This window comes from Dactylosporangium sp. NPDC000244 (genome assembly GCF_040300725.1).
Lineage (GTDB): Bacteria > Actinomycetota > Actinomycetes > Mycobacteriales > Micromonosporaceae > Dactylosporangium.
This window is the reverse complement of record NZ_JBEPEH010000014.1, coordinates 183,024-200,429: the sequence shown is the minus strand read 5'-3', so window position 1 is coordinate 200,429 and position 17,406 is coordinate 183,024. Positions and strand designations below refer to the sequence as shown.

The window sequence follows — 17,406 nt, the reverse complement described above, 5'->3', positions numbered from 1 at the left end:
CAGGTCGCCCGGAAACCGGATCGGCGGGTGCGTCCGGAAAACGGCGGGTGCCATTCCGAATGAAGTATTTCGCTGTCTCAATGCACTCTTGCGTGACACCGATAACTTCGAGGAGCGAACAGCCGGGGCGAGGGGGACGCGATGGAGCTCGGGGTCGATCTCGGAACGTCGAGCACGGTGGCGTTCCTGCGGCGGGACGACGGCGCGACGGAGCCGGTGCTCTTCGACGGGGCGCCGCTGCTGCCGTCCGCCGTCTTCGCCGACGAGGCCGGTTCGCTGCTCGTCGGGCGCGACGCGATCCACTCCGCCCGCGCCCGGCCCGAGCGCTTCGAGGGCAACCCGAAGCGCCGCATCGACGAGGGGGCGGTCTTCCTCGGCGCCGAGGTGCCGGTCGAGGCGCTGCTCGGCGCGCTGCTGCGGCGGGCCGCGGCCGAGGCGCACCGGGTCGCCGGGGCGCCGCTCGCGGGGCTGACCGTGTGCCACCCGGCGTCGTGGGGCCCCAACCGCCGGGCGGTGCTGCAGCGGGCCGCGGCCACGACCGGGTTGTCGCCGGTGCGGCTGGTGCCCGAGCCGGTCGCCGCGGCCGCCTTCCATCTCCGGCGGCACGCTACCGGCCCGGCCGACCTGCTCGTCTACGACCTCGGCGCGGGCACGTCCGACGTGGCCGTGGTGCGGTACACCCCCGGCGCGCCCCTGGAGGTCCTCTGCGCCGGCGGCCTCGACGACACCGGCGGCCAGGACGTCGACGCCGCGATCGTGGAGCTGCTGCGCTCGCGGTGCGGGACGCCGCAGCTGTGGGCGCGGCTGGACAACCCGGTCTCCGTCGCCGACCGGGCCGCGCGGCGGCAGCTCTGGGACGACGTGCGCACCGCGAAGGAGATGCTGTCGCGGGTCGCGACGACGACGCTGTTCCTGCCCCTGCTGGAGACCGACCAGATCCTCACCCGCGCGGAGGTCGAGGCGCTCGCGGCGCCGCTCATCCAGCGCACCCTGAACGCGATCACCGCGACCCTGGCCGGCTGCCCGGTCCCGCTGCGCCCGCTGGCCGGCGTGGTCCTGGTCGGCGGCGCGAGCCGGATGCCGCTGGTGGCGGCGATGCTGCACCGGGCGTTGCAGGTCCCGCCGACGATCACCGACCAGCCCGAGCTCGTGGTGGCGGCGGGGAGCATCGACCCGCTGCTCATCGGCGCCCCGGCGCCGGCGGCCATGCCTGCCTGGTCGGCGGTCTCACCCCCGCCGCCCGCCTGGACCCGGCCGGCGGTCTCACCCCCGCCGCCACCCGCCTGGACCGGGCCGGCCTATCCGGCCCCCGCGCCGATGCCGGGCGCCGTCATCACGATCGTGGAGCTGATCACGCTCAGCACGCCCTCGTACACCGGCGTCACGCTGCGGGGCCAGCTCCACGCCGACTACGGGGTCATGGAGCACGTCTTCCCGGCCGACGCCGACGGCCGGCTGCTGGTGTTCTCCGACGGCAACGCCCTGGCCCGGTACGCCGTCGCGCATGCCGGCGAGGACGCGCTGCTGGCCACTCCCGGCTCGCGCGTGCGCAACGACGGCGCCGACGAGCTGAGCTTCGACCTCGACCTGCTGCCCGAGCACCTCAGCGGGCCGCCGGAGGGCTGGCTGCCCGCCTACGTGTGCCGCTGCCGCGACCTGGCCGCCCAGCTGGGGATCTTCCTCGACCTGCCGGACGTGGACGACCTCGTCGGCGAGTACACCACCATCGACCAGGTCGACGACATCCTGCGCCGGCACCGCGACGAGCCGACGGCCCGGGCCGCCCGGCGCAAGCTGGCCCGCGTCGACCGGGCCCGGCTGCTCGAGGACTGGGCCGAGCTCATCGAGCTCATCGACCGGTCCATCGTGCAGCCGGGCTGAGGCGCGCTCAGCGCCGCACGGCGAGTTCGCCCAGCTCGGACCAGTCGTCCTGGTCGACCGTGGTGCTCACGATGCGCGGGGTCTCCTGGAGGTACTGCGGCAGCGTGCGCTGCGCCTCCTTGAAGTGCTCCGAGCTCACGTGCGCGCCGCCGGCCTCGCCGTCGCGGAACGCCTCGACCAGCACGTACTCGTTCGGGTCGTCGAGGCTGCGGGACCAGTCGAACCAGAGGCAGCCCGGCTCGGCCCGGGTCGCCGCCGTGAACGCCCCGGCGATCTCGGGCCAGCTCGCGGCGTGCTCCGGCAGGACGCGGAACTTCGCGGTGATGAAGATCATGAGTGCTCCTTTCCTGCCAAGGATTCTGCCGCGTCGCGGGAAGTCGCGAGTGGTGAAGCGTGCCAGAATGGGCGCATTGCCGGTGGGGGAGGACGGTCGATGGACGAGGCACTCGCCCGCAGCGGGATCATGCAGGGCATCGACGCGGACGCCGCGGAGGAGCTGGCGCGCGGCCTCGACCACGTCGACGTGCGCCGCGGCGACGTCCTGTTCAACGAGGGCGAGCCCGGCGACAGCCTGTACATCGTGCTGCAGGGCAAGATCAAGCTCGGTCGGCGGGCGCACGACGGGCGGCAGAACCTGCTCGCGATCATGGGCCCCGGCGACATGGTCGGCGAGCTTGCGCTGTTCGACCCCGGCCCGCGCACCGCGACCGCCACAGCCGTCGTCGACTCGCGCGCCTCCCGCCTGACCAAGGCCTCCCTGCGCTCCTGGCTGGTCCGCCGCCCGGAGATCGCCGAGCAACTGCTGCGCGTGCTGGCCCGCCGCCTGCGCCGCACCAACGACGCGCTCGCCGACCTCATCTTCACCGACGTGCCGGGCCGGGTGGCGAAGAAGCTGCTGCAGCTGGCGGGCCCCTTCGGCGTCCGCGACGGCGGCGTCCTGCGGGTCACCCACGACCTCACCCAGGAGGAGCTGGCCCAGCTGGTGGGCGCGTCCCGCGAGACGGTCAACAAGGCCCTGGCGGACTTCAGCTCCCGCGGCTGGATCCGCCTGGAGGGCAAGAGCGTCGTCATCGCCGACCCGGAGCGCCTGGCCCGCCGCGCCCGCGTCTGACCCGCTGCCCTCGGCCGCTGTCGCCCGATTGCGAGGGAAGAGTTCCGTGCCGGACGCGGTGATCGAGCTCGATCCGAGCATCCCGTGGGAGCCTCCGGAGGCCCCGCCCCCGCCGTCGGTGCGGGCTCGGCGGCGGTGGGCCGCGTTCGCCGCGGTCGTGCTGCTCGCCGCGGGGACGCTGGTGGCCGCGGTGCCGCGCGGGCATCGAGCCCCTCTTCACCGTCGACGGCTTCCGGGTGCTCAACGCCCAGACCGGCGGTGGCCGGCTCGTCGTCGGGCGGTTCCAGCCCGTCGGCGCGGGCACCCAGGTCGAGGTCCGGAGCCTGCGCGACGGCGCCCGGCTCTGGTCGAGGACGCTCGACGTCGACCAGCACCTGACGTTCCTCACCGACGACGTCATGGCGCTGCAGACCGATGGGCGCTCCGGCTCGGCCGACGCGCTCACCGTGCTGGACGCGGCCACCGGCGCGCAGCTGTGGCAGCGCGGGCAGATCGCCTATTTCGGGCAGGCCGGCGGGCGGATCCTCGCCGAGGACGTGGCCGGCGCCGCCGGGGAGACCGGGGCGGTCGAGGTCCGTCCCGCCGGCGAGGACCCGGCGAACCCCGAGCCGGAGCAGCGCGGCCGGCGCTACCTCGCGCTGGACGAGTGGACGGGCGCAACGGTGTGGGAGGTCCGCGTGCCGGTGGGCTCGATCGCCGACTTCCGGCTGACCGGCGGTGGCCATACCGGCCCGGCATACATGTCGCAGCTGAGCCCGGCGGGCGTGCTGCAGATCCGCGACCTCGGCACCGGCCGGGTCGTCGCGGAGCACCGGCTGGACTTCTCCGGGGCGATCTCGTCGTTCCGGACGGGCGACCCGGCCGTGACCGAGCAGGTGCTGATCGCCAAGGCCGGCGCGCGGGGCACGGACGTCTACGACCGCGGCACGGGCCGGCTGCTGTGGCACTGGCAGGCCGAGCGCCCGAGCCCCTGGGGAGCGGACCTCTTCGCCTGCGCCCCCGGCCTCTACTGCCTCGGCGACGACTCCGGACTGACGGCCCTCGACGCGCGGACCGGCGCACGGCGCTGGCACGCCGACGGCTACAACCAAGTGCTGGGCGGGGACGGCGCCGTCCTGCTCGTCAGGCCGGGGCGGCCGGGCGGTGACGCCGCGGCGCCCGTCGTGGCGCTCGACGCCCGCACCGGCCGCGCCGCCCGGGAACTGGCCGGGTGGCATTTCGCCGGGACCGTGCCCGGCCGCGGGCTCGTGCTGTGGAAGTCCACCGGCGATCGCGCGGCGGTGCTCGGCCTGGCCGATCCGCTCGGCGGGCGGGTCACCGTGTTCGGCCGGTCGGCGAGCTGGGACGGCCGGCCCGAGTGCCAGTGGGACCGCGGCATGCTCGCGTGCCTGGCCGACGGGGTGCTGGCGGTGTGGCGGCTGCCGTGAACCCGGCTCAGCGGCGGCGCTTGTGCTGGGCCCGCAGGGCGAGCGGAGCGTCCTCCAGGATCACGATGCACTTGTTCTCCAGGCGGACCCAGCCGCGCGAGGCGTACTGCGCCAGCACCTTGTTCACCGACTCCCGCGACGCCCCCACGAACTGCGCCAGCTCCGTCTGGGTGAGATCGTGCACGACCCGCGTCGCGCCGCCCTCCGCGACCCCGAACTGGTGCGCGAGCTGAATCAGCTGGCCCGCCACGCGGCCCGGCACGTCGCTGAAGAGGCGGTCGTGGACCGTCGCCCGGTTGCCGCGGATGCGCCGCGCGACCACGCGCAGGAGCTGTTCGGCGACCTCGGGGTGCTGGGCCATCCAGCGGTACAGTGCCGTCTTCGACAGCCGCGCCAGCCGGGCGTCGGCCACCACGGTCGCGGTCGTCGTGCGCGGGCCGCCGTCCAGCAGCTCGACCTCGCCGAAGGGCTGGCCGGGGCCGATCAGGGCGAGCAGGCCCTCGCGGCCGTCGGAGGAGCGGCGGGAGAGCTTCACCTTGCCCGACAGCAGCACGTACAGGCTGTCGCCGGCCTCGGACTCGCGGAACAGCACCGTGCGCCGGCCCGCGGTCACCGTCTCGAACTCGGCGACCAGGTCCTCGGCGGCCACCGGGTCGAGGGACTCGAACAATGCGGTGGCAAGCGGACTTGGCGCGGTCAGCGTGATGCTCATGTCGTCCTCCCCGGGCGGCGGTACCGAGTACCGTTCTGACGGTACGGCATGCCACCATGGCTGGGCAACAGGCTGATCTGGAGATACGCGAGGATGGCATGGTGACCGGAACTGCAGCTCCCGTGAAGCAGCGGCTCGTAGACGCGGCGCTCGACCTGTTCGACGAGCGCGGCTACGAGCAGACGACCGCGGACGACATCGCCGACCGGGCGGGCGTCGGGCGCACGACGCTGTTCCGGCACTACCGGTCCAAGGAGGATGTGATCTTCCCGGACCACGACCGGCTCATCGCCGCGGTGCGGGAGCGGCTGGCCACGTCCAGCGCCGACACGGCGATCCTCGCGGTGACCGAGGCGGTGCGGCTGGTGCTGCTCAGCTACGTCGAGGAGGCGGACCGGGCGCGGCGGCGGTATGCGATCACGAGCCGCGTGGCCGCCCTGCGCGACCGGGAGATCGCGAGCGTGGCGCGGTACCAGCGGCTCTTCCGCGAGTTCATCGCGGGCTGGATGGGCCCGGCGCCGGCCGACGCGCTGCGCGCCGAGCTCATGGCGGCCGCCGTCGTCTCCGCCCACAACCACGTGCTGCGCCGCTGGCTGCGGCGGGAGGCGGCCGATCCCGCGGCCGAGCTCGAGGCGGCGATGGCCCGGGTGGTCCAGCTCTTCGCCGGCGACTCCGGCGACGGGTCGATGGTGATCGTCCTGCGCGACACGAGGGACCCCGAGCAGGTCGTGACCGCCGTGCGTCAGGCGCTGAAGCGATAACAATATATATCTGCGAACATGTCGCGGAAACAGGCCGTTCCTAGCGTGAGTGCATGGCCGACACGCTGGAAACCCCGCAGCATCAGGATCTCGTCGAGGCCGCGGGCATGCCCGTCGGCGGCGGGGAGATCAAGCCCGGGTACGACCCGCGGCTCACCAACGAGGACCTCGCGCCCCTGCGCAGGCAGACGTGGGGCGCGTACAACATCTTCGCGTTCTGGATGTCCGACGTGCACAGCGTCGGCGGCTACGTCACCGCGGGCTCCCTCTTCGCCCTGGGCCTGTCCAGCTGGCAGGTGCTGGTGGCCCTCGTGGTCGGCATCGGCATCGTGTACTTCTTCTGCAACCTCGTCGCCAAGCCGAGCCAGGCCACCGGGGTGCCGTACCCCGTGATCAACCGCGTGGCGTTCGGCGTGCTCGGCGCCAACGTGCCCGCGATCATCCGCGGCTCGATCGCCGTGGCGTGGTACGGCATCCAGACCTACCTGGCCTCCGCCGCGCTCGACGTGGTCGTGCTCAAGCTCTGGCCGGGCCTGGCCCCGTACGCCGACGTCGACAGGTGGGGCCTGTTCGGCCTGCCGCTGCTGGGCTGGTGCTCGTACGCGCTGCTGTGGGTGCTGCAGGCCGCGGTGTTCTGGACCGGCATGGAGACGATCCGCCGGTTCATCGACTTCTGCGGCCCGGCCGTGTACGTGGTCATGGCGGTGCTCGCGGGCTACCTCATCTACAAGGCCGGCTGGGGCGCCATCGACCTGAGCCTCGGCGAGGTGCGGTACCACGGCCTCGACGCGGTGCCCGTGATGCTCGGCGCGATCGCGCTCGTGGTGTCGTACTTCTCCGGCCCCATGCTGAACTTCGGCGACTTCTCGCGCTACGGCAAGTCGTTCGGCTCGGTCCGGACCGGCAACCTGCTCGGCCTGCCGGTCAACTTCCTCGCCTTCTCGATCCTCGTCGTCGTCACCTCGTCGCTGACGATCCCCATCTTCGGCGAGCTCATCACCGACCCCGTGCAGACGGTCGCGCGGATCGACTCGACGTTCGCGATCGTCCTCGGCGCGCTCACGTTCACGATCGCCACCATCGGCATCAACATCGTCGCGAACTTCATCTCGCCCGCGTTCGACTTCTCCAACGTCAGCCCGCAGCGCATCAGCTGGCGGGCCGGCGGGATGATCGCCGCGGTCGGCTCGGTGCTCATCACGCCGTGGAACCTCTACAACAACCCGGACGTCATCCACTACACGCTGGAGATCCTGGGTGCGGCGATCGGGCCGCTGTTCGGGGTCCTCATCGCCGACTACTACCTCGTGCGCCGGCAGAAGGTGGACGTCGACGCGATGTTCACCATGAGCCCGGACGGGAAGTACTGGTACCGCAAGGGCTACAACCCGCCCGCGCTCATCGCCACCGCGGCCGGGGCCGTGGTCGCGGTCGTGCCCGTGCTGTGGTCGGGCGGGCCGGGGATGCACACGACGGCGCAGTACAGCTGGTTCATCGGCATGGCGCTGGGCCTGCTGGTCTACCTGGGACTCGCGAGGAAGGCCGCGTAGCGATGCGCATCCGCGTGGTCAACCCGAACACCACCGCGGCGATGACCGCGCTGATCGGGGCGAGCGCCCGGGCCGTGGCGGGCCCGGGCGTGCTCGTCGAGGCCGTCACCTCCGCGACGGGACCGGCCTCCGTCGAGAGCCACTACGACGAGGCGCTGAGCGTGCCCGGCCTGCTCGCCGCGGTCGCCGACGGCGAGGCGTCCGATGTGGACGGCTACGTCGTGGCCTGCTTCGGCGACCCGGGCCTGGACGCCGCCCGCGAGCTGGCCCGCGGCCCGGTCGTCGGGATCGCCGAGGCCGCCATGCACGCCGCGGCCCTGCTCGGCCGCGGCTTCAGCGTCGTCACCACGCTGGAGCGCACCCGGGGCCGGGCGTGGGAGCTGGCGCACCGCTACACCGCCCCCGGCGCCTGCCGCGGGGTGCACGCGTGCGACATCCCGGTGCTGGAGCTCGACGCCGACCCGCACCTGGCCGACCGGGTCGCCGCGCTGGGCGGCCTGGCGCTGGAGGAGGACGGCTCCGACGTGATCGTGCTCGGCTGCGCGGGGATGGCCGGGCTGTGCGAGGCCGTCTCGGCGCGGCTGGGCGTGCCGGTCGTGGACGGGGTCGGCGCCGCCACGCTGCTCGTGCAGTCGCTGGTGACCCTGGGCCTGCGCACCTCGGCGCGCAACGAGTACGCCCCGCCACTACCCAAGCCCTACACCGGCGCGCTGGCCGGCTTCGGGATGACGATTCAGAGCGGGTCGGCGAAGAGCCCGGTGTCGCGGGGCAGCCGCGCGATGTAGGACTGCAGCCGCCCGTGGTGCCCGGCGCAGGCCGCGATGAGCGCGTCGGCGTCGCGGGCGGTGAACGCGGCCAGCATCGCGGCGTGGTCGCGGTGCAGCAGCTCGCGGTCGGCCGGGCCGAGGTGCGTCATGGGCTGTAGCGGCTCGGTCATGTTCCAGGCCGTGCCCAGCATGTGCAGCAGCCGCCGCATCCGGCACGGGCGGATCAGGGCGAGGTGGAAGCCGCGGCTCTCGCGGTGGTACGCCCGCCCGTCCCCGGCGCGCACGGCCGCCTCGAGGGCCGTGTGCGCCGCGGCCGCCCGCTCGTCGTCCTCCCCGCGCACGAAGGCCACCGCCACGCGCAGCGCCGCGGTCTCGAGGGCCTCGCGGACAAGATAGATCTCGGCGAATTCGGCGGCGGTAAGTTTCGCGACCCGGTACCCGAGATTCGGCCGATGGTCGACGAGCCCCTCGCCGATGAGCGTCATCAGGGCCTCCCGCACCGGGATGCGCGACACCCCGAACGCGGCCGCCACCGCGTCGACCGGGATCGCCGAGCCGGGCGGGACGTCGCCGTCGAGAATGCAGCTGCGCAGGTCCTCGAGGACCGCGCCGGGTGCGTGACCGGCGGGCCGCCCGGCGAGCCGCGCGACCAGGACCGAGCGCCTGCGGGGACCGGGCATGGCTCACCTCCCGCGGGCGAGGGTACGGCGGCCCCGTTATCGGCGGATTTCGCGGATGTTGACGCCGCGACACGCATCGATCAGGCTGCCCGCCATGACCACCGTCCTGCTCGTCGCCGTCCTGCTGCTCGCCGTGCTCACCGTGTTCAACCTGGTGCTCGTGCTGGGCGTGATCCGCCGTCTGCGCGCCTTCGAGGGCCGTCCGGATGCCGGGCCGCCCATGCTCACGGCGCCCGCGGGCACGCGCGTCGGCGACTTCACGTCGTCCACAGTGGACGGTAGCGAGGTGTCCCTCGGGAGCCGGGCGCTGGTCGGGTTCTTCTCGACCACCTGCCCGGCCTGCCACGAGCGGCTCGGCGACTTCCGCGAGGCCGCGGCCCGGCACTCCGGTGCGGCCTTCGCGGTCGTGGTCCGCGACGGTGGCGGCGTCGAGCCGATGCTGGCCGGGCTGGGCGACACCCCCGTGGTCGTCGAGGACCCGGACGGCCCGGTCGCGAGCGCCTTCGGGGTGCAGGGCTTCCCGGCCTTCGTGCTCGTGCGCGCGGGCGTCATCGAGTCGACCGGCGTGCAGGTGCCCGTTCCCGCGTGAAAAAGGCCGGCCCGGCACCCCCAGGGAAGGGAGGGGATGCCGGGCCGGTTTCTGGGGGTACGGGAGTGACGACTATTCGCCGGCGGGCACGGCCAGCGGCGTGCTCAGCGCGGCCGGGACGCCCAGGTTCGGGGTACCGTCGCTGTTCCAGGTGATCTTCTGCGCCCGGGTGCTGCGGTTCATGTCGCAGCCGCCGGAGGCGGAGGTGTTGGCGTGGTACACCATCCAGTCCTCGGTGCCGTCGGGCGACTTGAAGAACCCGTTGTGCCCGGGTCCGTAGACGCCGTTGGCGTTGGAGCGCTGGAACACCGGCGTGGAGGTCTTCACCCACGACGAGGAGCTGAGCGGGTCACCGCCGTTCCAGGTGAGCATCCCCAGCTTGTAGTCGGGCGTGGAACAGTGGCTGGCGGAGAAGACGATGTAGGTCTTGCCGCCGTGCTGGATGACCTCCGGGGCCTCGTTCACCGCGCCGCCGACCGTCTCCCAGCTGTACGTCGGCGTGGAGAGCAGCCGCCGGGTGCCGCTGGCGGTCCAGGGGTTCGACAGCGGGCGGATGAACATGGGCTGCGAGCCGTTGTAGTACGTGCCCAGCAGGTACAGCTGGCCGTTGAGCTGCAGGATCGTCGGGTCCAGCTCCCAGGTGTTGTCCTGGGTCGGGTCGAGCATGTCGGCCTTGAACGTGTACGGGCCCATCGGGTCCAGCCCGGCGCTCTCCAGCACGTGGATGCGCTGCGTGCCGAGGTTGTAGGGCTCGACGCCGGCCACGTAGTACAGGTACCACCGCTGCCCGTTGGGACCGTTGAGCAGATGGAACTCGGGCGCCCACATGGTGCCCGCGCCGTTGGAGCGCGTCAGGTTGAAGATGACGGTCTCGGGCGCGGTGGCCAGGCCGCCCAGCGTCGCCGACTTGCGCATGGTGATGGTGCGGTTCCAGGTCGTCGCCGCGAGGTAGTAATAGCCATTGTAGTACTGCAGCCACGGGTCCGGCCCCTGCGGGTCGAGCGGGTTGGTGAAGGTGCCCCCGGTGCCGCCGCCGGTGCCCGGGTTGTACCCGGCCAGCCGCCAGACGCGCGTCGTGGCGCTCGTGCACGGCAGCTGCACCAGCTTCGCGCCCGCCGTGCTGCTGTCCGCGCTCGGCGCGACGCACTTGCCGGACTGCACGCCGGCGAGGTTGAAGGTGTTGGTGGTGCCGGAGATCGTGACCGCCTGCAGCCGGAAGCGCTGGTTGTTCTGGCCGTTGCAGGGGTACTGGATCACGGCCGCGTTTTCCGCGGTGGACTGCCCGGTGATGTCGACGCACGAGCCGGCGGTCAGCGTGCCGACGGTGTACTGGTCCGTCGTCCCCGCCACCGGCGTGAACGTGTAGTTCTGGCGCGTCGAGCCGTTGCAGGCCGCGTCCTGCAGTTGCAGCGCGGCGGTCGAGGCGCCGCCGGGCACCTCGGCGCAGGCGCCGCCGGCTTGCAGCGTGATGGTGCTGGTGAACGTCACCGGCGCGGCGGACGCCGGGGAGGCCTCGAGCGCGACGAGGGGCAGCAGCACGGCGGCGAGCAAGGCCGCGGCGGCCCGTGGCGGACGGGCGAATCGACTCATCTCTCACGTCCTCGGGGTGGGAACCGAAAACCCTTTCGGAGATGGTCACCCGTCGAACTCATGCAGGTCAATGTTGTGACAAATTGTGATGGGGACCGAAATGTTTTCGGCCCCCATCATCCGTGTCTTACCGTGCGGTTCTTACCGTGCGGTGCAGGTGAGCGTCGGCACCGAGTTGGTGCCCGCGTACGAACCGAGGAACCCGAACGACGTGCTCTGCCCGGCGCCCACGGTGCCGTTGTAGTCGACGTTCGTCGCGGTCACGTTCGCGCCGCTGCTGGTGATGTTCGCGCTCCAGAAGCTGGTCACGGCCTGGCCGTTGGCGTACGTCCACTTGACCGTCCAGCCGGCGATGGACTGGCCGCCCGCGGTGACCGTCACCTGGCCCTGGAAGCCGCCCGGCCAGCTGCCGACGACGGAGTACGCCGCGGTGCAGGCCTTCGTGCCGCCCTGCGACTGCGACGGGCTGGCCGACGCGCTGCGCGAGGCGGACGGGCTGGTGGAGGCGCTGCGCGACGCCGACGGGCTTACCGACGGGCTGGCCGACGAGCGGCTGGGCGACGGGCTCGTGGTCCCGCCGTAGACCGAGGCCTGCTTGGCGGTGGCCTTGATGCCGTGCGCGCCGTTGAAGATGCGCTGGCCCCAGGTGGTCAGCTGGTTCGGGTTGAAGCTCGTGGCCATGTCGAGGATCGGGTCGGTGTTGCCGCTCCAGGACCAGCCGATGTACCCGAGCCCGCGGGCGTCGGCCTGGGCCAGCAGCGTCTCGTGGTCGACCTCGCCGGACTGGAACTGCCAGCCGAACTCACCGATCACCAGCGGCCAGTTGTTGTTCTGGAACCGGTCGAGGTAGTCGATGATGGTCTGCGCGTTGGCGTACACGGCGTACATGTGGATCGACAGCACGGTGTTCTTCTGCGTGTCCGCGTCGAGCACCGTTTGGGCGTTGTCGCGCATCACGTTCTGCCAGTCCTGGCCCCAGTTCGGAGCGTCGACCATGAGCAGGTGCTGGAAGCCGTTGCTGCGCATCTTCTGGATCGCGGCGACGGTGGCGGCCGTCCACTGCTGCGGGTTGTTGTTGCCGATCGGCTCGTTGCCGATGTTGATGGAGATGTAGCTCTCCTGGCCGACCAGGTTGGCCTTCTGGCTGATCCAGTAGTTCACGGCCTCGTCGAGCGTGGCCGCGGCGCCGTCCTCGCCGTAGCCGGTGGTGTCGTGCACCTCCAGCACACAGATGAGCTTGTTCGCCTTGCACAGCGAGATGACGTTCGCGACGTCGTTGGAGGGACCCCACCGCTTGCCGGAGCCGAGCACCACCCGCACCGTGTTGGCGCCGAGGGCCTTGACGTCCGCGAACGCCTGGGTGTTGCCGGTGTACCAGACGTGCGGGTGGTTGACCCCGCGCATGATGAACTGCTGGCCGTTGGCCTCCACGATGTTGCGCCCGCTCACGTGGAGGCCGACGGCGGCGGACGCCTCCTGGGCGTACACCACGAACGAGGCGGCGACCGCGACCAGCGCGGCGCCGAAGATCGTGAGTCGTCTCTTCATGACGTACCTGAGTACGCCCCGCCTTTTCGAAACTCAATCGAAGCGCTTCGAGCTGTTGCCGGACCAGCGCTCGGCGGCCCGGGGGCGGTGAAAGATACAGGCTTGCCGGGCGCCCGGCGGGGTATGCGCACGTCATGGCCTCATACACGGTGAACCCGGCCGCCGACGCGCAGGCGGGCATCAGCTGATTCGCTGGTGCATCGCGCGCATGCGGGGACCCGGCTCGCCCAGCGCGTGCCCCTGCTGAGAGACGCGCAGCGCGTCGGCCGGGCGGCCCAGGCGGACCAGGACCTGCATGAGCAGCGCTCGCGGCCCCTCGCGCCGCGGATGCTCGGCGGCGAACGCGGTCAGCTCCGGCACCATCCAGGCCGGGTCGCCGAGATGGCTCGCGGACTCGAAGCGCCGCTCGGTCGCCAGCAGCCGCAGCCGCTCGAGCCGGGCCGCCGCCGCGCGCAACAGCGGCGAGTCCAGCCCGGCCAGCGCCGGGCCGCGCCAGCGCGCCAGCGCGTCGCCGAGCAGCCGCGTCGCGCGCTCGTGGTCGCCGCCGGCCGCGGCCAGCCGCGCCTGCTCGGTCAGCCGCTCGAACTGGTGCAGGTCCAGCGCGCCGCGCTCCACCCGCACCAGGTAGCCGGTCGGGCGGGCGACGATGCACGCGGCGGCCGGGTGCCCGATCGAGCGGCGCAGCGCCGACACGTACGTCCGCACCAGGTCCGGGGCCGTGTCCGGCGGCTCGTCGCCCCAGATCGCGTCGATGACCTGTTGGGGGGCTACATGCGAAGGCTGGTGCTGGCGTTACTGACCGCCGGGGTCGTCGTGCTCGGCGGAGCCACGGCGGCGCACGCGATCAACAAGCAGGGCTGCTACACCAACGCCGGTGAATGGCAGGACAAGTGCCCGGTGGCGCCGCCGTCACCCACTGCGACCCCGACGCCCTGACCGGTGCGGATCGGCCTGCTCGGGCCGCTGGAGGTCATCGACGACGACGGCACACCCGTCGAGCTGCCCGGCGGTAAGCCGCGGATCCTGCTCGCGGTGCTCGCCTGCCACGCGGGGCGCCCGGTCTCGGCCGAGGTCCTCGTCGAGTCCCTCTGGGGGACCACGCCGCCCGCCCGGGCGGATGCCAACGTCAGGGTGTACGTGCACCACCTGCGCAAGGCGCTGGGCGGCGACCGCATCGGCCGCCGCCCGGAGGGCTACGTGCTGCGGCTGGAACCGGACGAGCTCGACGCCGCCCGGTTCCGGTCGCTGCTCGCGATCGCCCGCACCGCCACGGCCGAGCCCGACCGCGCCCGGCAGGCCCTCGAGGCGGCCCTGGCCCTGTGGCGCGGCCCCGCACTGACCGGGCTCGAGTCGGTGCCGGCCCTTGCCGCCGACGCCACCGGGCTGGAGGAGCTGCGGCTGCAGGCGCTCGAGCAGCGCTTCGAGGTCGAGCTCGGCCGCGGCCGGCACGAGGGCGTGATCGCCGAGCTGCGGGCGCTGACCGGGCAGTACCCCCTGCGCGAGACGTTCCGCGGCCAGCTGATGCGGGCCCTGGTCGGGGTCGGCCGCGGGGCCGAGGCGGCCGAGGTGTTCGAGTCCGTGCGCCAGGTGCTCGCCGACGAGCTCGGCCTCGACCCCGGCCCGCAGCTGCGCGACCTGCACCTCGCGGTGCTGCGCAACGATCCGCCCCCGGCCGCGGCCGTCCCCGTCCCGCCGGGGCCCGGCGCGGTCGTGCCCCGGCAGCTGCCCGCCCGGGTCGCCGGGTTCACCGGCCGCACCGAGTGGCTGGCCCGCCTCGACGAGCTGCTGCCGACCGGCGACCCCGACCGGGACGTGCCCGTCGCCACCATCAGCGGGCCGGGCGGCATCGGCAAGACCACGCTCGCCGTGCACTGGGCGCACGCGGTCGCCGAGCGATTTCCGGACGGGCAGCTGTACGTCAACCTGCACGGCTTCGACCCGGTCCGCGCCCCCGTCGAGCCCGCCGCCGCGCTGAGCCTGCTGCTGACCGCGCTCGGCGTCCGGCCCCGCGACATCCCGTCCGACCCGGCCGAGCGGGAGAGCCTCTACCGCAGCCTGGTCGCGGCCCGCCGGGTGCTCGTCGTGCTCGACAACGCCTGCGACGCGGCCCAGGTCCGGCCCCTGCTGCCCGGCGGCGCGTTCTGCCTGGCCGTCGTGACCAGCCGCGACCCCCTCGCCGGCCTGGCCGCCGCCGGGGCCCGGCCGCTCATGCTCGGCCTGTTCGACACGATCGAGGCGGCCGACCTGCTGGAGCGCCGCCTCGGGCACTGGCGGGTGGCCGCGGACCCGGCCGCCGTCGCCGACGTCATCGCCCGCTGCGGCGGCCTGCCGCTCGCCCTGAGCGTCGTGGCCGCCCGCGCCGCCGTGACCTCGACGCCGTCCCTGGCCGCGGTCGCCGGCGAGCTCACCCGGGCCCGCCGCACCCTGGACGGCTTCGCGGGCGTCGACGCCGCGACCGACCCGAGGACCGTCTTCTCCTGGTCGTACCGCGTGCTGGACGACGAGACCGCCCGCCTGTTCCGCCTGCTGTCGGTCCACCCCGGCCCGGAGGTCACGGCCAACGCCGCGGCCAGCCTGGCCGGCGTCGAGCCCGGCGAGGCCGGCACCGCCCTGCGCCGCCTGTGCGCCGCGAGCCTGCTCACCGAGGCCGGCCCGGGCCGCTACGGCGCCCACGACCTGATCCGCGCCTACGCCCTCGAGCTCGCCGAGGAGACGGATGCCCCGGCCGACCGGGACGCGGCCCTGGCCCGGCTGCTCGATCACCTCGTGCACACCGCGTACCCGGCGACCCTCCTGCTGGACGCGAACCAGACCCCGACCCCGATCGACCCGCCCGCCCCCGCGGTCACGCCCGACCCCGTCGAGGACCGGGCGCGGGCCCTGGCCTGGTTCGACGCCGAGCGCGCGGTGCTGCTCGCCGCCGTCGAGCGGGCCGGCGCCGACCACCCCTCGCGCGCGTGGCAGCTCGCCTGCAGCTGCGTGGTGTACCTGGAGCGCACCGGCCGCTGGCCGGAGAAGCTCGCCGTGCTCGCGACCGGCCTCGACGCCGTGCGGCGCACCGGTGACCGCGCCGTCGAGGCGCGCATCCTGCGCAGCCAGGGCCGCACGCTCGGCCGCCTGCACCGGCACGACGAGGCCACGGCCCACCTGCGCGATGCGGTCGAGCTCTACCGCGACCTCGGCGACGCCAACGGCCTGGCCCACGCGACCGGGACGCTCGGCGAGCTGCTGGAGGGCGCGGGCCGCTACGAGGAGGCGATGACCCACACCTCGCGGGCCTGCGAGCTGTACCGCGCCGCGGGCAACGTCGTCGGCGAGGCCAGATCCCTGGGCGGCGTGGCGTCCCTGCAGACCATGACCGGCCGCTACGCCGAGGCGATCACCACGTGCGGCCGTGCCCTGGACCTCTTCACCGAGGCGGGCGAGCCGGGCGAGCTGGCCGGCGTCTACGACACCCTGGGCGTGGCCCACCACCACCTGGGCGAGCACGCCCACGCGATCGAGTGCTTCGGCCGCGCCCTGGACCGCCTGGCCGACACGGGCGAGCGCTTCTACGTGGCGCTGGTGCTGACCCACCGCGCGGACACGCATCGCGCGGCCGGCGACCGCGAGCGGGCGCGCCAGGACTACCGGGAGGCGCTGAGCATCTTCACCGGCCTGGGCGCGCGCGAGGCCGAGTCGGTGCGCAACCAGCTCGCGGCCCTGGCCGAGGCGACGCCCCGCCGCCCGTGAAGCGGTGTTTGCTGCGCCTTCGGCGCGGCCGGGGGTTCCCACCCCGCACCCCCCATGGCTGCTGCGCAGCCACTGGCGAGCGCTGCGCGCCGCCAGAGCACCGGCTCGCACGCGCGCGAGGGAGCCGGGTCGACGTGGCCTGCGTGACAGACGTCCACGTCGGCTTCGCCGACGACGGCCACCCCCGGGATCGGCACCCGAACGATCGCCTTCTCCGGCGTGGCGACGGCCGAGACCGTCGATGAACAGCACTTCCGGAGTCGGCCAAAATACTCGGACGGCGCTCGATCTGGGACCGAAAATCGGGTGCGTGATCATCGGCAAAGCAGCAAGCTGGGTGATCCCCAAGTCGTGACGTTGTGTAGGTTTGGCCCCGGTAGCGAAGCAGGAGTCCGTCATGTCGTTGAACCTCCGGCACTCTGCCCGCGCGATCATCCTCGATGCGGATGACCGGGTCCTGCTATGCCGATTCGTCCTGTCTCACCCGGCGGTCCCGAACGGGGCACCGGCCGTCTGGGCTGCTCCAGGTGGCGGGGTGGAACCAGGTGAGGACGGGCTGTCCGCGCTGCGCCGTGAGCTGCGCGAGGAAACCGGCTTGGTCGCCGCCGTCGATCCGCCGCACGTCTGGCATCAAGTAGTCGTTGCCGCAGATCATGCGCCCGGCTTCGACGGCATCGTCAACGACTACTTTCTGATCCGCACCGATCACTTCGAGCCTCGGGGCGAGTTCACCGCCGACCAACTCGCTGCTGAACACCTCGCCGCATTTCGTTGGTGGCAGCTCTCGGAAATCACCAGCTACACCGGACCTGACTTGTTCTCGCCCCGTGACCTCGCCACGCCGCTGACCGGCTTGCTCACGTCCGGGATACCCGCCGTCCCGGTCACACTCGGTCTTTGACGGCGGACGCCGCCCCGTCAGAGCGGATCTGTACGGCCGAGGCGAATGTGTGCTGCGAGCGGATCCTCGGCTGACTCCACCAGGCCGCCGCACGCCTGGGCAGCCGTGCGACGCATGACCGCTGCCGCCACCTGCCGAGCATCCTGCGGATGAGCGG

General features: G+C 73.1%; 16 protein-coding genes. 10 read left to right on the top strand and 6 right to left on the bottom strand.

What is annotated here, in order from left to right; translation table 11 throughout:
- Window positions 1–141: 141 nt before the first annotated feature.
- Entirely contained in the window at window positions 142–1,881 is a 1,740-nt protein-coding gene (locus ABT369_RS21570) for an Hsp70 family protein (protein ID WP_350614280.1), read from the top strand.
- Window positions 1,882–1,888: 7 nt separating this feature from the next.
- Here the strand turns inward: ABT369_RS21570 and ABT369_RS21565 are convergent, their stop codons facing one another.
- Window positions 1,889–2,215, bottom strand: coding sequence for a putative quinol monooxygenase (locus tag ABT369_RS21565; RefSeq protein WP_350614278.1), 327 nt, complete (start codon window positions 2,213–2,215; stop codon window positions 1,889–1,891).
- A gap of 99 nt (window positions 2,216–2,314) precedes the next feature.
- Between ABT369_RS21565 and ABT369_RS21560 the strand changes: the two genes are divergently transcribed.
- Together ABT369_RS21560 and ABT369_RS21555 are read left to right on the top strand one after the other, a co-directional pair.
- The gene (locus tag ABT369_RS21560; protein ID WP_350614277.1) at window positions 2,315–2,992 is read left to right on the top strand and encodes a Crp/Fnr family transcriptional regulator; all 678 of its coding nucleotides are present in this window, start codon (window positions 2,315–2,317) and stop codon (window positions 2,990–2,992) included.
- Window positions 2,993–3,228: 236 nt separating this feature from the next.
- The gene (locus tag ABT369_RS21555; protein WP_350614276.1) at window positions 3,229–4,419 is read left to right on the top strand and encodes an outer membrane protein assembly factor BamB family protein; all 1,191 of its coding nucleotides are present in this window, start codon (window positions 3,229–3,231) and stop codon (window positions 4,417–4,419) included.
- Window positions 4,420–4,426: 7 nt separating this feature from the next.
- Here ABT369_RS21555 and ABT369_RS21550 read toward each other — a convergent pair whose 3' ends face one another.
- On the bottom strand, window positions 4,427–5,131 hold the full coding sequence (locus ABT369_RS21550; RefSeq protein ID WP_350614274.1) for a Crp/Fnr family transcriptional regulator: 705 nt from the start codon (window positions 5,129–5,131) through the stop codon (window positions 4,427–4,429).
- Between the two features lie 122 nt (window positions 5,132–5,253).
- On the opposite strand from ABT369_RS21550, the gene ABT369_RS21545 reads away from it, so the two are divergent.
- The 3 genes from ABT369_RS21545 to ABT369_RS21535 are packed head-to-tail and all read left to right on the top strand — an operon-like array spanning window position 5,254 to window position 8,227.
- Window positions 5,254–5,892, top strand: a complete 639-nt coding sequence (locus ABT369_RS21545) for a TetR/AcrR family transcriptional regulator (RefSeq protein WP_350614272.1) — start codon at window positions 5,254–5,256, stop codon at window positions 5,890–5,892.
- 53 nt (window positions 5,893–5,945) lie between these two features.
- Window positions 5,946–7,442: an NCS1 family nucleobase:cation symporter-1 gene (locus ABT369_RS21540; protein WP_350614270.1), complete on the top strand. Its 1,497-nt coding sequence runs from the start codon at window positions 5,946–5,948 to the stop codon at window positions 7,440–7,442.
- A 2-nt stretch (window positions 7,443–7,444) separates the two neighbouring features.
- Window positions 7,445–8,227 (top strand): aspartate/glutamate racemase family protein, encoded by a 783-nt coding sequence (locus tag ABT369_RS21535; RefSeq protein ID WP_350614268.1) that lies wholly within the window; start codon window positions 7,445–7,447, stop codon window positions 8,225–8,227.
- On the opposite strand, the gene ABT369_RS21530 is transcribed toward ABT369_RS21535, so the two are convergent.
- On the bottom strand, window positions 8,176–8,889 hold the full coding sequence (locus tag ABT369_RS21530) for a GntR family transcriptional regulator (protein WP_350614267.1): 714 nt from the start codon (window positions 8,887–8,889) through the stop codon (window positions 8,176–8,178). The two genes, ABT369_RS21535 and ABT369_RS21530, sit on opposite strands and share 52 nt — an antisense overlap.
- Before the next feature lie 94 nt (window positions 8,890–8,983).
- Between ABT369_RS21530 and ABT369_RS21525 the strand changes: the two genes are divergently transcribed.
- On the top strand, window positions 8,984–9,478 hold the full coding sequence (locus tag ABT369_RS21525) for a TlpA family protein disulfide reductase (protein WP_350614265.1): 495 nt from the start codon (window positions 8,984–8,986) through the stop codon (window positions 9,476–9,478).
- Between the two features lie 72 nt (window positions 9,479–9,550).
- Here the strand turns inward: ABT369_RS21525 and ABT369_RS21520 are convergent, their stop codons facing one another.
- The 3 genes from ABT369_RS21520 to ABT369_RS21510 all read right to left on the bottom strand — a co-directional run bounded on the left by ABT369_RS21520 (window position 9,551) and on the right by ABT369_RS21510 (window position 13,321).
- A complete protein-coding gene (locus ABT369_RS21520) occupies window positions 9,551–11,068 on the bottom strand; it encodes a family 43 glycosylhydrolase (RefSeq protein ID WP_350614264.1) in 1,518 nt (505 codons plus the stop codon).
- A 141-nt stretch (window positions 11,069–11,209) separates the two neighbouring features.
- Window positions 11,210–12,616, bottom strand: a complete 1,407-nt coding sequence (locus ABT369_RS21515; protein WP_350614262.1) for a cellulase family glycosylhydrolase — start codon at window positions 12,614–12,616, stop codon at window positions 11,210–11,212.
- Between the two features lie 180 nt (window positions 12,617–12,796).
- Entirely contained in the window at window positions 12,797–13,321 is a 525-nt protein-coding gene (locus tag ABT369_RS21510; protein WP_350614261.1) for an AfsR/SARP family transcriptional regulator, read from the bottom strand.
- A 66-nt stretch (window positions 13,322–13,387) separates the two neighbouring features.
- Here ABT369_RS21510 and ABT369_RS21505 point away from each other — a divergent pair, with 66 nt between their 5' ends.
- The 3 genes from ABT369_RS21505 (at window position 13,388) to ABT369_RS21495 (ending at window position 17,249) form a co-directional block, all read left to right on the top strand.
- Window positions 13,388–13,552 carry a hypothetical protein gene (locus tag ABT369_RS21505; protein ID WP_350614260.1) on the top strand — a complete coding sequence of 55 codons (165 nt, stop codon included), beginning with the start codon at window positions 13,388–13,390 and terminating at the stop codon, window positions 13,550–13,552.
- A gap of 3 nt (window positions 13,553–13,555) precedes the next feature.
- Window positions 13,556–16,348: an AfsR/SARP family transcriptional regulator gene (locus ABT369_RS21500; RefSeq protein WP_350614259.1), complete on the top strand. Its 2,793-nt coding sequence runs from the start codon at window positions 13,556–13,558 to the stop codon at window positions 16,346–16,348.
- A 397-nt stretch (window positions 16,349–16,745) separates the two neighbouring features.
- Window positions 16,746–17,249 carry an NUDIX hydrolase gene (locus ABT369_RS21495; RefSeq protein WP_350614257.1) on the top strand — a complete coding sequence of 168 codons (504 nt, stop codon included), beginning with the start codon at window positions 16,746–16,748 and terminating at the stop codon, window positions 17,247–17,249.
- Window positions 17,250–17,406 lie beyond the last annotated feature (157 nt).

What these genes read in the sequence shown, in the direction of transcription:
- ABT369_RS21570 (WP_350614280.1), top strand. Translation starts at nt 142, where the DNA reads ATGGAGCTCGGGGTCGATCTCGGAACGTCGAGCACGGTGGCGTTCCTG.
- ABT369_RS21505 (WP_350614260.1), top strand. Translation starts at nt 13,388, where the DNA reads ATGCGAAGGCTGGTGCTGGCGTTACTGACCGCCGGGGTCGTCGTGCTC.
- ABT369_RS21540 (WP_350614270.1), top strand. Translation starts at nt 5,946, where the DNA reads ATGGCCGACACGCTGGAAACCCCGCAGCATCAGGATCTCGTCGAGGCC.
- ABT369_RS21520 (WP_350614264.1), bottom strand. Translation starts at nt 11,068, where the DNA reads ATGAGTCGATTCGCCCGTCCGCCACGGGCCGCCGCGGCCTTGCTCGCC.
- ABT369_RS21515 (WP_350614262.1), bottom strand. Translation starts at nt 12,616, where the DNA reads ATGAAGAGACGACTCACGATCTTCGGCGCCGCGCTGGTCGCGGTCGCC.
- ABT369_RS21525 (WP_350614265.1), top strand. Translation starts at nt 8,984, where the DNA reads ATGACCACCGTCCTGCTCGTCGCCGTCCTGCTGCTCGCCGTGCTCACC.
- ABT369_RS21565 (WP_350614278.1), bottom strand. Translation starts at nt 2,215, where the DNA reads ATGATCTTCATCACCGCGAAGTTCCGCGTCCTGCCGGAGCACGCCGCG.
- ABT369_RS21550 (WP_350614274.1), bottom strand. Translation starts at nt 5,131, where the DNA reads ATGAGCATCACGCTGACCGCGCCAAGTCCGCTTGCCACCGCATTGTTC.
- ABT369_RS21560 (WP_350614277.1), top strand. Translation starts at nt 2,315, where the DNA reads ATGGACGAGGCACTCGCCCGCAGCGGGATCATGCAGGGCATCGACGCG.
- ABT369_RS21495 (WP_350614257.1), top strand. Translation starts at nt 16,746, where the DNA reads ATGTCGTTGAACCTCCGGCACTCTGCCCGCGCGATCATCCTCGATGCG.
- ABT369_RS21530 (WP_350614267.1), bottom strand. Translation starts at nt 8,889, where the DNA reads ATGCCCGGTCCCCGCAGGCGCTCGGTCCTGGTCGCGCGGCTCGCCGGG.
- ABT369_RS21535 (WP_350614268.1), top strand. Translation starts at nt 7,445, where the DNA reads ATGCGCATCCGCGTGGTCAACCCGAACACCACCGCGGCGATGACCGCG.